The 13,329-nt window shown below is 54.3% G+C and carries 13 protein-coding genes; 5 read left to right on the top strand and 8 right to left on the bottom strand.

The features are described 5' to 3' along the window. Positions 1-219: 219 nt before the first annotated feature. The 3 genes from parC to ACLJNW_RS08600 form a co-directional block, all read right to left on the bottom strand. A complete protein-coding gene (parC, locus tag ACLJNW_RS08610; RefSeq protein ID WP_001281855.1) occupies positions 220-2,478 on the bottom strand; it encodes a DNA topoisomerase IV subunit A in 2,259 nt (752 codons plus the stop codon). A gap of 110 nt (positions 2,479-2,588) precedes the next feature. After that, positions 2,589-3,455, bottom strand: a complete 867-nt coding sequence (locus ACLJNW_RS08605; RefSeq protein ID WP_000998795.1) for a GyrI-like domain-containing protein — start codon at positions 3,453-3,455, stop codon at positions 2,589-2,591. Between the two features lie 71 nt (positions 3,456-3,526). Then, complete coding sequence (locus ACLJNW_RS08600) at positions 3,527-3,919, bottom strand: YgiW/YdeI family stress tolerance OB fold protein (protein WP_000731552.1); 393 nt, start codon at positions 3,917-3,919, stop codon at positions 3,527-3,529. 156 nt (positions 3,920-4,075) lie between these two features. On the opposite strand from ACLJNW_RS08600, the gene qseB reads away from it, so the two are divergent. The 4 genes from qseB to ACLJNW_RS08580 all read left to right on the top strand — a co-directional run bounded on the left by qseB (position 4,076) and on the right by ACLJNW_RS08580 (position 7,115). Beyond that, positions 4,076-4,735: a quorum sensing response regulator transcription factor QseB gene (qseB, locus tag ACLJNW_RS08595; protein WP_001221574.1), complete on the top strand. Its 660-nt coding sequence runs from the start codon at positions 4,076-4,078 to the stop codon at positions 4,733-4,735. Next, positions 4,732-6,081, top strand: coding sequence for a quorum sensing histidine kinase QseC (gene qseC, locus ACLJNW_RS08590; RefSeq protein ID WP_000779327.1), 1,350 nt, complete (start codon positions 4,732-4,734; stop codon positions 6,079-6,081). Before qseB ends, qseC begins: the two co-directional genes overlap by 4 nt. A gap of 106 nt (positions 6,082-6,187) precedes the next feature. After that, entirely contained in the window at positions 6,188-6,769 is a 582-nt protein-coding gene (locus ACLJNW_RS08585; protein ID WP_000065416.1) for an NAD(P)H-dependent oxidoreductase, read from the top strand. Positions 6,770-6,800: 31 nt separating this feature from the next. After that, positions 6,801-7,115 carry a putative quinol monooxygenase gene (locus tag ACLJNW_RS08580; RefSeq protein WP_000958587.1) on the top strand — a complete coding sequence of 105 codons (315 nt, stop codon included), beginning with the start codon at positions 6,801-6,803 and terminating at the stop codon, positions 7,113-7,115. Positions 7,116-7,239: 124 nt separating this feature from the next. Here ACLJNW_RS08580 and parE read toward each other — a convergent pair whose 3' ends face one another. From parE to nudF, 5 genes are read right to left on the bottom strand one after another with little or no spacing between them, the layout of a single operon-like run. Further along, positions 7,240-9,132, bottom strand: a complete 1,893-nt coding sequence (gene parE, locus ACLJNW_RS08575) for a DNA topoisomerase IV subunit B (protein ID WP_000195318.1) — start codon at positions 9,130-9,132, stop codon at positions 7,240-7,242. 27 nt (positions 9,133-9,159) lie between these two features. After that, on the bottom strand, positions 9,160-9,741 hold the full coding sequence (gene yqiA / locus ACLJNW_RS08570) for an esterase YqiA (protein WP_000105725.1): 582 nt from the start codon (positions 9,739-9,741) through the stop codon (positions 9,160-9,162). Further along, positions 9,741-10,568 carry a 3',5'-cyclic-AMP phosphodiesterase gene (gene cpdA / locus ACLJNW_RS08565; protein ID WP_000444734.1) on the bottom strand — a complete coding sequence of 276 codons (828 nt, stop codon included), beginning with the start codon at positions 10,566-10,568 and terminating at the stop codon, positions 9,741-9,743. Before cpdA ends, yqiA begins: the two co-directional genes overlap by 1 nt. Before the next feature lie 24 nt (positions 10,569-10,592). Further along, on the bottom strand, positions 10,593-11,015 hold the full coding sequence (locus ACLJNW_RS08560) for a DUF1249 family protein (protein ID WP_000833404.1): 423 nt from the start codon (positions 11,013-11,015) through the stop codon (positions 10,593-10,595). Continuing rightward, positions 11,012-11,644, bottom strand: a complete 633-nt coding sequence (gene nudF, locus ACLJNW_RS08555; RefSeq protein WP_001231950.1) for an ADP-ribose diphosphatase — start codon at positions 11,642-11,644, stop codon at positions 11,012-11,014. Before nudF ends, ACLJNW_RS08560 begins: the two co-directional genes overlap by 4 nt. Positions 11,645-11,844: 200 nt before the next feature. Here nudF and tolC point away from each other — a divergent pair, with 200 nt between their 5' ends. Continuing rightward, complete coding sequence (gene tolC / locus ACLJNW_RS08550; RefSeq protein WP_014343899.1) at positions 11,845-13,320, top strand: outer membrane channel protein TolC; 1,476 nt, start codon at positions 11,845-11,847, stop codon at positions 13,318-13,320. Positions 13,321-13,329: the final 9 nt, after the last annotated feature.

Raw genomic sequence — 13,329 nt, 5'->3', positions numbered from 1 at the left:
TCACCTGAAATTCAGGTTAGGATTTTGGTAAGTGTGGCTCTCTGGAAAAACGTATTGTTAATCGCAATGCACGAATAAACAACGGTTTTACGGGAAATTTTAATGTTAATCCGATCTGAAACCGTAGGCCGGATAAGACGCTACTGCGTCGTCATCCGGCAACGGCAGAGCGCCGGATGGCGGCTTAGATGCCTTGTCCGGCCTACGGGCGCCCCTCTCTTACTCTTCGCTGTCGCCATGACTTACGCGATGCGGCGAATCAATCTCAATGCGATCGATACGCTGCAGGCCGCGCATTAATGTGCCACGGCGTCCGCGTTCGCCGACCACCTTTTGTAACTCTTCAGGGCGCAGTTTGATTTTGCGCTTCCCGACATGGATAGTCAGAGTGCTTTGTGGCGGCAGCACGTACAGGTGCGCCAGTCCATCATCGCCTTTCGCCGCTTCCGCAGAGGGGATATTAATGATCTTATTCCCTTTGCCTTTCGACAGCTGCGGCAGAGAGTCTACCGGGAACATCAACATCCGTCCGGCCTGGGTAATCGCCAGCAGCATATCGTGCTCGTCTTCAATCACCAGCGGCGGCATGACGTGCGCATTTTCCGGCAGTGTAATCAACGCCTTACCGGCACGGTTACGGGCAACCAGATCGTTAAACGTACAAACGAAGCCATAGCCCGCATCCGACGCCATCAGCAGTTTCTGGTCATCGCCTTCCATCAGCATATGCTCTACGGTCGCCCCCGGCGGCAGCGTGAGTTTGCCGGTCAGCGGCTCGCCCTGCCCACGCGCCGACGGAAGCGTAATGGGATCAATAGCATAGCTGCGCCCGGTGGTATCAATAAACACCACCGGTTGATTGCTCTTACCTTTCACCGCGGCTTTAAAGCTGTCGCCCGCTTTATAGTTAAGCCCCGGCGCATCAATATCATGACCTTTGGCGCTGCGCACCCAGCCCATCTGCGACAGCACGATAGTCACCGGTTCGGACGGCAGCATATCGTGTTCGCTCATCGCTTTAGCTTCTTCGCGCTCACGCAGCGGAGAACGGCGATCGTCGCCATAGGCATCGGCGTCCGCCTGTAGTTCTTTTTTCAGCAAGGTATTCATTTTGCGTTCGGACGCGAGAATGCCCTGCAACTGGTCCCTCTCTTTTTCCAGCTCGTCCTGCTCGCCGCGAATTTTCATCTCTTCCAGTTTGGCGAGATGGCGCAGTTTCAGTTCGAGAATCGCTTCCGCCTGGGTTTCGCTGATGCCGAAACGCGACATCAGCGCGGGTTTTGGCTCGTCTTCGCTACGGATAATCTCAATCACTTCGTCGATGTTGAGAAACGCCACCAGCAAACCTTCGAGGATATGCAGGCGCTTAAGCACTTTCTCCAGACGATAGTTCAGACGACGGCGCACCGTGTCGCGGCGGAACGCCAACCACTCGGTGAGGATCTCCAGCAGGTTTTTCACCGCCGGACGACCATCCAGACCGATCATGTTCAGGTTAATACGGTAGCTTTTTTCCAGATCGGTGGTGGCGAACAGATGGTTCATCACCTGTTCCATATCCACACGGTTGGAGCGTGGCACAATCACTAAACGCGTCGGGTTTTCGTGATCCGATTCATCGCGCAGATCGTCCACCATCGGCAGTTTTTTATTACGCATCTGCGCAGCAATCTGCTCCAGCACTTTCGCGCCAGACACCTGATGCGGCAGCGCGGAAATTACCACAGCGCCGTCTTCTTTGGTCCATACCGCGCGCATACGCACGGAGCCCCGCCCGTTTTCGTAAATTTTACGAATTTCCGCACGTGGGGTAATGATCTCCGCTTCGGTCGGGTAATCCGGCCCCTGGACGATATCCAGCAACTGATCCAGCGTCGTTTTCGGCTGCTCAATCAGCGTAATCGCCGCTTTCGCCACTTCGCGCAGGTTGTGCGGCGGGATATCTGTTGCCATCCCCACCGCTATACCGGTGGTGCCGTTCAGCAGGATGTTCGGCAGACGCGCCGGTAACATTTTCGGTTCCTGCATCGTGCCGTCGAAGTTTGGCACCCAGTCCGCCGTCCCCTGGCCGAGTTCGCTTAACAGCAGCTCGGCATATTTGGACAGGCGAGATTCGGTATAACGCATTGCCGCGAATGACTTCGGATCATCCGGCGCGCCCCAGTTTCCCTGGCCATCGACCAGCGGGTAACGGTAAGAGAACGGCTGCGCCATCAGCACCATGGCTTCATAGCAGGCGCTGTCGCCGTGCGGATGATACTTACCCAGTACGTCACCGACGGTACGGGCGGATTTTTTAAATTTAGCGCTGGCGTTCAGCCCCAGCTCTGACATCGCATAGACGATGCGGCGCTGTACCGGCTTCAGGCCGTCGCCAATAAACGGCAACGCACGATCCATGATCACGTACATGGAGTAGTTTAAGTAGGCGTTTTCCGTAAATTCATGTAGCGCAAGGCGCTCTGCCATATCGCTCATTAACAGGGGATCCTCAATCTGCATGCTGACCGTTCGGACGGCAATATTGCCGCAGATAATACCCTATCTCACGGTCTGAGTCACAAACCGTGAGACAGGTTGCGAGGAAGTTAACGAAGCGGCAGATAGATATCCGTCAGCAGCTCATGTTCCGCGACCTCATGGACGAAATTCAGGTACTGGAAGAAGACCGGAAAATCGCGCAGCGTCTCACCGCTGGCGGGTAGCCATTCGCGGAATAAATACCACACGCTCTCCGGGAGGCTGTCGAGCGATCCCTGATGGCGCACCACCGCGCAGCGCCCGCCAGGAATCTCGCTATTCACCACGCCAACGTCATTTTCGGCTATCGGCTGGTGGACGCTGCCGCAGATATCAAAGCGGAATTGATCCGGCGGCGTCGTCTGCGGGTCGTGCCAGGCAATACCAAAAGTTTGACTGCTGGCAATCGGCGACTGCCCCGTTTCGCGCCGCCATGCAATAAATTTCGCCGCGCTGGCGTTGACCTTATCCGGATGCCCCAGATGCGTCAGCATCGCGACGCGGGTAGGTGGAAATTCAACGATTTTTACGTCCATGACATGCTGCTCCTGTAACGCAAGTTTAGGAACGCGTTGGTGCCAGGCCAGCCAGTCCGGCGATTGCCGAAACCGGCGCGGGCTTTGACCAAACGCGGTTTTGAAAGCACGTGTGAACGACTCCGGATTCTGAAATCCGGCATCCAGCGCGATATCGATAACTTTATCTTGCGGATTAAACGCCAGCCGCCATGACGCCCGGCGCAAACGCAGCCACTGGATATAGCGATAGAGCGGAAGCCCGCTCCAGACGGTAAACTGCCGGTGAAAATGAAACGGCGAGCTGTGCGCCATCCGGCTTAACGCCTCAATCGACAGTGGCTCATCCAGATGACGCTCAATGTGGTCGCAAACGCGCCGCAGACGTTCGGAATAAGCCGCGCTGATCAGGTCATTCATCACTGCCTCCTTGTGGCCTATTCTGCCCACCGGGCGGCTGTGAATCCTGACCGATCTTGCGCAATGTGGGATTACGGATTCACTTTACGAATCTGTTTTACGTCGATTTCGACAGAGTTCCAGTCTTTATCCACTTCACCCTGAATTTCAACGGTATCCTGCGGGGTTACGGTCAGGCCGTTCCAGCGCTTGTGGTCAATATCCACATTGATAGTACCGGTCGCATCTTTAAACACATACAGGTCGTCGGAAATGCGCTCGACGATATTCCCGCGCAGCGTTACCCACGCATCGTCACGCAGCGATTTAGCGCTCTCTACCGTCGTGCTGCTGCCGTTCGGGCCGACAAATCCGCCGCCTTGCGTTTGCGTCGCCGACGGGCCGGAGAAACCGCCCTGCTGAGCCGCCAGAACCGGGGTAGAACAAAGTGCCATAACGGCAACGATTGCAGCTAATTTTTTCATGATTACTTTTCCCTTTCATTTCATGTCGTTTCAGATCCATTTAATAAGGTAATCCTTAACAACTTCTTAAGGCAAAAAAAGAATCTTTTTTTCTGTACATCGCCTGCGGCGACAAGGTTAACTGACGGTAACGCGAGTTACCGCAAGGAAGAACAGATGCGAATTTTACTGGTAGAAGATGACACACTTATTGGCGATGGCATAAAAGCGGGCCTGAGTAAAATGGGTTTCAGCGTCGACTGGTTTACCGAGGGACGTCCGGGCAAAGAGGCGCTTTACAGCGCGCCTTATGATGCGGTTATTTTAGATTTGACGCTGCCAGGCATGGACGGACGGGATATTTTGCGCGAATGGCGCGAAAAGGGTAAACAGGAACCGGTACTGATCCTGACGGCGCGCGACGCGTTAGCAGAGCGCGTCGAGGGGCTACGTCTGGGCGCCGATGACTATTTATGTAAACCTTTCGCGCTCATTGAGGTCGCCGCCCGTCTGGAGGCGCTGGTACGCCGCGCCAGCGGTCAGGCCAGTAGCGAATTGCGCCACGGCCAGGTGACGCTCAATCCAGGCAATCTCGTCGCGACGCTTGCCGGCGAACCGCTGGCCTTAAAACCAAAAGAGTTCGCGTTGCTGGAACTCTTACTGCGCAACAAAGGTCGCGTGCTGCCGCGCAAGCTTATTGAAGAGAAGCTGTATAACTGGGATGACGACGTGTCCAGCAATGCAGTGGAAGTCCATGTTCATCATTTACGCCGCAAGCTCGGCAGCGAATTTATTCGCACCGTACACGGCATCGGCTACACCCTGGGTGACGCATGAAATTGACGCAACGTCTCAGCCTGCGCGTCAGGCTGACGCTTATTTTCCTGATTCTGGTCTCCATCACCTGGGCAATCTCCAGTTTTGTGGCCTGGAGAAAGACGACGGATAATGTCGACGAGCTGTTTGACACACAGTTGATGTTGTTCGCCAGACGGCTTAGCACCCTCGATCTTAACGAGATCAACGCCCCGCAGCGCATGGCGCATACGCCAAAGAAATTAAAACATGGGCATATCGATGACGATGCGCTGGCGTTCGCCATCTTTTCCGCTGACGGCAAAATGTTGCTGCATGATGGCGACAACGGCCAGGATATTCCGTATCGCTATCGCCGGGAAGGTTTCGACAATGGCTATCTGAAGGATGACAACGACCTCTGGCGTTTTTTGTGGTTGAACTCGGCGGACGGCAAGTATCGTATCGTCGTCGGTCAGGAGTGGGATTACCGCGAAGATATGGCGCTGGCGATCGTGGCGGCGCAATTAACGCCGTGGCTGATCGCCCTTCCCTTCATGCTGCTGATTTTATTGCTCCTGCTTCACCGCGAGCTCAGACCGTTGAAAAAACTGGCGCAGGCGCTACGCTTCCGGTCGCCGGAATCGGAAACGCCGCTCGACGCCAAAGGCGTACCGAGCGAGGTTCGCCCACTGGTCGAAGCGCTTAATCAGCTTTTTAGCCGCATCCACTCCATGATGGTGCGCGAACGGCGATTTACCTCCGACGCTGCCCATGAATTGCGCAGCCCGCTGGCCGCGCTGAAAGTACAAACCGAGGTGGCGCAGCTCTCGGGCGACGATCCGCTATCGCGTGATAAAGCGCTGACCCAGCTCCATGCGGGGATCGATCGCGCCACGCGGCTGGTCGATCAGCTACTGACATTATCGCGTCTCGACTCGCTCAATAATTTGCAGGATGTGGCGGAGATTTCGCTGGAAGAACTGCTGCAGTCCGCGGTAATGGATATTTATCATCCGGCGCAGCAGGCGAATATCGACGTGCGTTTACAGCTTAACGCCCATGACGTCATACGTACCGGTCAGCCGCTACTCTTAAGCCTGTTAGTGCGTAACCTGCTGGATAATGCGATTCGCTACAGTCCGCAGGGCAGCGTCGTCGATGTTACCTTACATGCCCGCAGCTTCACCGTCAGAGATAATGGCCCCGGCGTAGCACCAGAGATTCTGACGCATATCGGCGAGCGTTTTTACCGCCCGCCTGGCCAAAGTGTGACCGGCAGCGGTCTGGGATTATCAATCGTCCGCCGCATCGCTACGCTACACGGCATGACGGTGTCGTTTGGCAACGCCGCGGAAGGTGGATTTGAGGCCGTAGTACGCTGGTAGCAGAGATTTTTGCCAAAAACGCAAAAGACTTTGCACATTTTGCTAATTTCACCGCACCGCCCGTCAGCGTAGAATCAGCAGCAAACGCATTTCTTGAGGACACAAAATGAGTAACATCCTGATTATCAACGGGGCGAAAAAATTCGCGCACTCCAACGGCCAGTTGAATGACACCCTGACCGAAGTTGCCGATGGGCTGCTGCGCGATCTGGGTCATCAGGTTAAGATCGTCCGCGCCGACAGCGACTATGACATTAAAGAAGAGGTGCAGAATTTCGTCTGGGCTGACGTGGTGATTTGGCAGATGCCAGGCTGGTGGATGGGCGCGCCATGGACAGTAAAAAAATATATGGATGATGTCTTTACCGAAGGTCACGGTACGCTCTATGCCAGCGATGGCCGCACGCGTTCCGATGCCGCTAAAAAGTACGGTTCCGGCGGTCTGGTGCAGGGGAAAAAATATATGCTGTCACTGACGTGGAACGCGCCGATGGAAGCATTTACCGAAAAAGATCAGTTTTTCCACGGCGTAGGCGTAGATGGCGTCTATCTGCCATTCCATAAAGCCAACCAGTTCCTGGGCATGGACGCGCTGCCAACGTTTATTGCCAACGACGTGATTAAAATGCCGGATGTTCCGCGCTATACCGCAGAATATCGCAAGCATCTGAGCGAAATTTTTGCTTAACTGGTCATCCTGGAATTAGAAGGAGTTAACCATGCTTACCGTCATTGCCGAAATTCGCACGCGTCCGGGCCAACATCACCGTCAGGCAGTCCTCGACCAGTTTGCGAAAATTATTCCAACCGTTCTTAAAGAAGAGGGGTGCCACGGTTACGCGCCGATGGTGGATCATGCCGCGGGCGTGAGTTTTCAGACTCTGGCGCCTGACTCGATCGTGATGATTGAACAGTGGGAAAGCGTTGCGCACCTTGAGGCACATCTGCAAACCCCGCATATGAAAGCCTACAGCGACGCGGTAAAAGACGATGTGCTGGAAATGAATATTCGTATTCTGGAATCCGGCGTTTAAGTTATTACCCTCGTCTGACGTCGCCCTGATGCGATGCGCAAGTGTCGCCATCAGGCTGCGGCGTCATGTCGGATTCGCTTATCCGGCCTGCGCCGCGCAGACCGGATAAAGCGTGCAACAACCGTTACACGTCGAGATCCGCGAGATCGCCTTTTTCCTGTAGCCAGTTGCGTCGATCTTCAGAACGTTTCTTCGCCAGCAGCATATCCATCATCGCGTTAGTACGCTGATCGTCTTCATCGCTAATGGTGAGCTGCACCAGGCGGCGAGTATTCGGATCAAGCGTGGTTTCGCGTAACTGCATCGGGTTCATTTCACCCAGGCCTTTGAAACGCTGGACGTTCGGCTTGCCTTTCTTACGCTTCAGTTGTTCCAGTACGCCCGCCTTCTCTTCTTCTGTCAGCGCGTAATAGACCTCTTTACCCAAATCGATACGGTACAGCGGCGGTAGCGCGACGTAGACATGACCATTCTTCACCAGCGCGCGGAAATGTCTGACAAACAGCGCGCAAAGCAGAGTAGCGATATGCAAACCATCGGAGTCCGCATCCGCCAGGATACAGATCTTGCCGTAGCGCAGCTGACTCAGATCGTCGCTGTCCGGATCGATACCGATCGCCACGGAAATATCATGCACCTCTTGCGAGGCCAGCACTTCATCGGAAGAGACTTCCCAGGTGTTAAGGATCTTACCTTTGAGCGGCATGATCGCCTGATATTCGCGATCGCGCGCCTGCTTGGCGGAACCGCCTGCCGAATCCCCTTCCACAAGGAACAGCTCGGTCCGATTAAGATCCTGCGCGGTACAGTCCGCCAGTTTCCCCGGCAACGCCGGACCGCTGGTGAGCTTTTTGCGTACCACTTTTTTTGCGGCGCGCAGTCGCCGCTGCGCGCTGGCAATCGCCATCTCTGCCAGTTGTTCCGCCGCCTGCACGTTCTGGTTCAGCCACAGGCTGAAGGCATCTTTCACCACGCCGGAAACAAATGCCGCACATTGACGCGACGACAGACGCTCTTTGGTCTGCCCGGCAAATTGCGGGTCCTGCATTTTCACGGAGAGCACATAAGCGCAGCGATCCCAGATATCTTCCGCCGACAGTTTGACGCCGCGCGGCAGAATATTGCGGTATTCGCAAAATTCGCGCATCGCGTCGAGCAGGCCCTGACGCAGACCGTTGACGTGCGTCCCCCCCTGCATGGTCGGGATCAGGTTGACGTAGCTTTCTGTGAGTAATTCGCCGCCTTCCGGCAGCCATAATAGCGCCCAGTCAACCGCTTCCGTTTCACCGTTAAAATTACCGATAAACGGTTTTTCCGGCAGCGTCGGCAGGCCGTTTACCGCTTCGCCCAGATAGTCGTTCAGACCATCCTGGTAGCACCAGCGCTGCTCGCTGTTATTCACTTCATCTTTAAAAGTGATTTCCACACCGGGACACAGCACCGCTTTTGCTTTCAGAACGTGCATTAAGCGAGAGACAGAAAAACGCGGGCTGTCGAAGAAACTTTCGTCCGGCCAGAAATGCACGCTGGTGCCAGTATTACGTTTACCGCAGGTGCCGACAACCTGCAAATCCTGCACTTTTTCGCCGTTTTCAAACGCGATGTTATAGACCTGACCGTCGCGGCGCACGGTCACTTCCACGCGCTTTGACAGGGCATTCACTACCGAAATCCCCACCCCATGCAGACCACCAGAGAACTGATAGTTCTTATTGGAGAATTTACCGCCGGCATGAAGTCGACAGAGGATCAGTTCTACCGCCGGAACCCCCTCTTCCGGATGGATATCCACCGGCATCCCGCGTCCGTCGTCAATCACTTCCAGCGATTGATCGGCATGTAAAATGACATCCACGCGTTTGGCGTGACCTGCCAGTGCTTCATCCACACTATTATCAATCACTTCCTGACCCAAATGGTTGGGGCGGGTCGTATCGGTGTACATCCCCGGGCGGCGGCGTACCGGCTCAAGCCCAGTGAGTACCTCAATGGCATCAGCGTTATAAGTTTGCGTCATGGTTTAATTAGCAATTCGAATTGATTGTCAGCAACTGTGCAGTCCAAGAAAATCGACAATCTGGTTGAAATAATCTTCGAAGCCCGTGAATGCATGATTACCCCCCTCGGTCACTGTCTGACGGCAGGAGGCGTAATATGCCACCGCCTGGCGGTAATCCAGCACTTCATCGCCCGTCTGTTGCAGTAGCCAGATCAGGTCCGGCGCTTCCAGCGGGTCAATCTGCATGACTTTAAGATCATAAATATGGCGAGACTCTAGCACATATTGCTGCCCGGTGTAGGGGTTCTCGTTCTGACCGAGATAGTCGGTCAGTAATTCAAAGGGCCGCACGGCGGGATTCACCACCACAGCCGGCAGCATAAAACATTGCGACAGCCAGGTGGCGTAATAACCACCCAGCGACGATCCTACCAGCCCTAATGGCGCACCGCCATGCTCAAGTACGAGAGATTCCAGCAACTCCGCCGCATCGGCAGGATACGGCGGTAGTTGAGGGACGATCATCTCAACATGCGGATGACGCTCCGCCAGCCAGTTTTTTAGCTGGCACGCTTTTGCCGAGCGAGGGGAACTGTTGAATCCGTGCAAATAGAGAAGCGTAGACATCAGTATCCTTCCGAAGCGGTATCGGGTCGGAACCGGGTATCCTGCAGGCGATGCACTTCCGTCTCCAGGACGCCGTTCGCCTGGAGCTCCAGCGTACGCCAGCCCGGCGCGATAGTATCCAGCGTAAAGTTCGCGCAGTGCGGTTTGAACTGTACGCAGGTTGACGGCGACGCCAGCAGACGGCGACCGTTCCAGTCAAGATCCAGCTCCTGGTGAATATGTCCGCATAACAGATATTTTACTCGCGGGAAATTCGCCAGCACGCTATCCAGCTCACCGGCATTACGCAAGCTGTGCTGATCCAACCAACTGCACCCTGCCGGCAACGGATGGTGGTGCAACAGGAGCAATGTCTGTCTCTCTGGCGCATCGGCGAGCTTACGCTCAAGCCATTCCAGTTGGAACTCGCTCAGTTCGCCATGCGGGACGCCAAACACCTGGCTATCCAGCAACAAAATCTGCCATTGTTCACCGATTAACACGCGTTTAGCCGGGGAAATCCCCGCCTCTTGCAGCGCGCTGTACATTGCCGGCTGAAAATCGTGATTGCCCGGTAGCCAAACGCAAGGCGCGCGAAAGCTTGCGATACCCTCAGCAAAATGCTGATAAGCCGCAGCGGATTGATCCTGCGCCAGATCGCCGGTGGCCACGATCAGATCATATTCATACTGTTGCGCCCGAATAGCCTCCAGCACGGCCTGGTAACTTTCCCAGGTATTGACGCCTAACAGCGTTTCATGCTTTTCGGCAAACAGGTGAGTATCTGTAATTTGTAAAATCCTGACTCGGGCCTCACCAGCCAGAGGTAGGGTTAACAGGCTTTCCAAATGGTGTCCTTAGGTTTCACGACGCTAATAAACCGGAATCGCCATCGCTCCATGTGCTAAACAGAATCGTAGCCAGTCGGCCAGAAACTGATTAATTTGATGCTTTTCGTCGCGTTGATGCAACTTTTTATTTGGATAATCATACCGCGCTTTGAAGCGAAAGATCTGCTGGCTTGAACACACTTCAGCCACCATCGCATCATGGTAGAGGCGCACCGTCAGCGACGGCAGGCTCCAGTAGGTGATGGCTGGCGCCGTTTGCTCGATCGTTACAAGCGTAGTGTATCGGGTCGATTCCACAATCGTTAACCGATATTGTACGTTGCCCACCTGATAGCTCACCGTTTCACCGGGGGCGTCATTGCGCGGCAGCAGGCGGCGCAATTGCGAAAAATTGGTTTCGCACAAACGCATCATTTCTGGGAAGTCAGGTGTATAACGCTTCATTTTTTCCACTCGTTTTTTAACTCTTGATGATGCAACTGAAGCCATTGCAAAGCGATGACTGCGGCTGCGTTGTCGATTTTCCCCTCTTCTACCCACTGGTATGCCTGCTCCCGGCTTACCACATGAACCCGAATATCTTCGTTTTCATCCGCCAGACCATGAATACCTGCCGCGGTCGTGGCGTCCACTTCACCCACCAGAATAGATGAGCGCTCGCTGGTTCCTCCTGGGCTCGCCAGGTAACTGATGACCGGTCGGGTGCGGCCCACGGTCAGCCCCGCTTCTTCCATCGCCTCCCGCCGGGCGACCGCCTCAATGGTTTCGCCTTCTTCTATCATGCCGGCGACCATCTCCAGCAGCCACGGCGTAACGCTTGTGTCATACGCGGCAATACGAATCTGTTCGACCAGCACCACCTCGTCGCGTTCAGGGTCAAAGGGTAGCAAGACGGCGGCGTGCCCGCGCTCAAAAATTTCGCGCTTTACCTCGCCACTCATTTCTCCGTTGAATAAACGATGGCGGAATCGATACACATCCAATGAAAAAAAACCGCGATAGCGCGTTTCCCGTGCAATAATTTCTACATCGCTTTTGGTGAAAGTAACTGGCAAGTTGTCTGATTTACGCATTGTGCTGCCCTGCTAGCAATAATGATTAAATGATGAATTTCAAGGGTGGTTGACTGCTGTTTTATCACCCTTGTGGTAAATTGGTGCCAATTAAGGCTCGTATGGCACGTAACGCCAACTTTTTGCAGTGGCGGATTCTGCTAGAATCAGCAATTATTTTTACAAATTGATCAGCGCTAAATACTGCTTCACAACAAGGAATGCAAATGAAGAAATTGCTCCCCATCCTTATCGGCCTGAGCCTGTCGGGGTTCAGCACACTAAGCCAGGCAGAGAACCTGATGCAAGTTTATCAGCAAGCACGCCTGAGCAACCCGGAATTGCGTAAATCCGCTGCCGATCGCGATGCTGCATTCGAAAAAATTAACGAAGCGCGTAGTCCTTTACTGCCGCAACTGGGTTTAGGTGCCGACTACACCTACAGCAACGGTTATCGCGATGCGAACGGTATCAACTCCAATGAAACCAGCGCTTCTCTGCAATTAACGCAGACGCTATTTGATATGTCGAAATGGCGTGGGCTCACCCTGCAAGAAAAAGCAGCAGGCATTCAGGATGTCACCTATCAGACCGATCAGCAGACGCTGATCCTCAATACCGCGAACGCGTATTTTAAGGTATTGAACGCTATTGATGTGCTTTCCTATACCCAGGCGCAAAAAGAGGCTATCTACCGTCAGTTAGATCAAACGACGCAACGTTTTAACGTGGGTCTGGTCGCCATTACCGACGTGCAAAACGCCCGTGCGCAATATGATACCGTACTGGCGAATGAAGTGACCGCCCGCAACAACCTGGATAACGCGGTAGAAGAGCTGCGCCAGGTGACCGGCAATTATTACCCGGAGCTGGCGTCGCTTAACGTCGAGCATTTTAAAACCGACAAACCCAAAGCTGTTAATGCGCTGCTGAAGGAAGCGGAAAACCGTAACCTGTCGCTGTTGCAGGCGCGTTTAAGTCAGGATCTGGCGCGCGAGCAAATCCGTCAGGCGCAGGATGGCCATCTGCCGACGCTGAATTTAACGGCCTCAACCGGCATTTCTGATACCTCTTATAGCGGTTCTAAAACCAACTCCACCCAGTACGACGATAGCAATATGGGGCAGAATAAAATCGGCCTGAACTTCTCCCTGCCGCTGTATCAAGGCGGGATGGTTAACTCACAGGTAAAACAGGCGCAGTATAACTTCGTCGGCGCAAGCGAACAGCTGGAAAGCGCGCACCGTAGCGTGGTGCAGACCGTACGTTCTTCCTTTAACAATATTAACGCCTCCATCAGCAGCATCAACGCGTATAAACAGGCAGTCGTTTCCGCGCAAAGTTCTTTGGATGCAATGGAAGCCGGTTACTCGGTCGGTACACGTACCATTGTTGACGTACTGGATGCCACCACCACTCTGTATGATGCCAAGCAGCAACTGGCCAACGCGCGTTATACCTATTTGATTAATCAGTTAAATATCAAATATGCGCTCGGTACGCTGAACGAGCAGGATCTGCTCGCGCTTAACAGTACGTTGGGTAAACCTATCCCGACGTCGCCGGAAAGCGTAGCGCCGGAAACGCCAGATCAGGATGCCGCCGCAGACGGTTATAATGCCCATAGCGCCGCGCCGGCAGTACAGCCGACCGCCGCTCGCGCCAACAGCAATAACGGCAATCCATTCCGGCATTGATAAGTTATT

It is taken from the genome of Salmonella sp. SAL4457 (genome assembly GCF_046548235.1).
Lineage (GTDB): Bacteria > Pseudomonadota > Gammaproteobacteria > Enterobacterales > Enterobacteriaceae > Salmonella > Salmonella enterica.
This window is presented reverse-complemented; position numbering and strand designations above follow the sequence as displayed.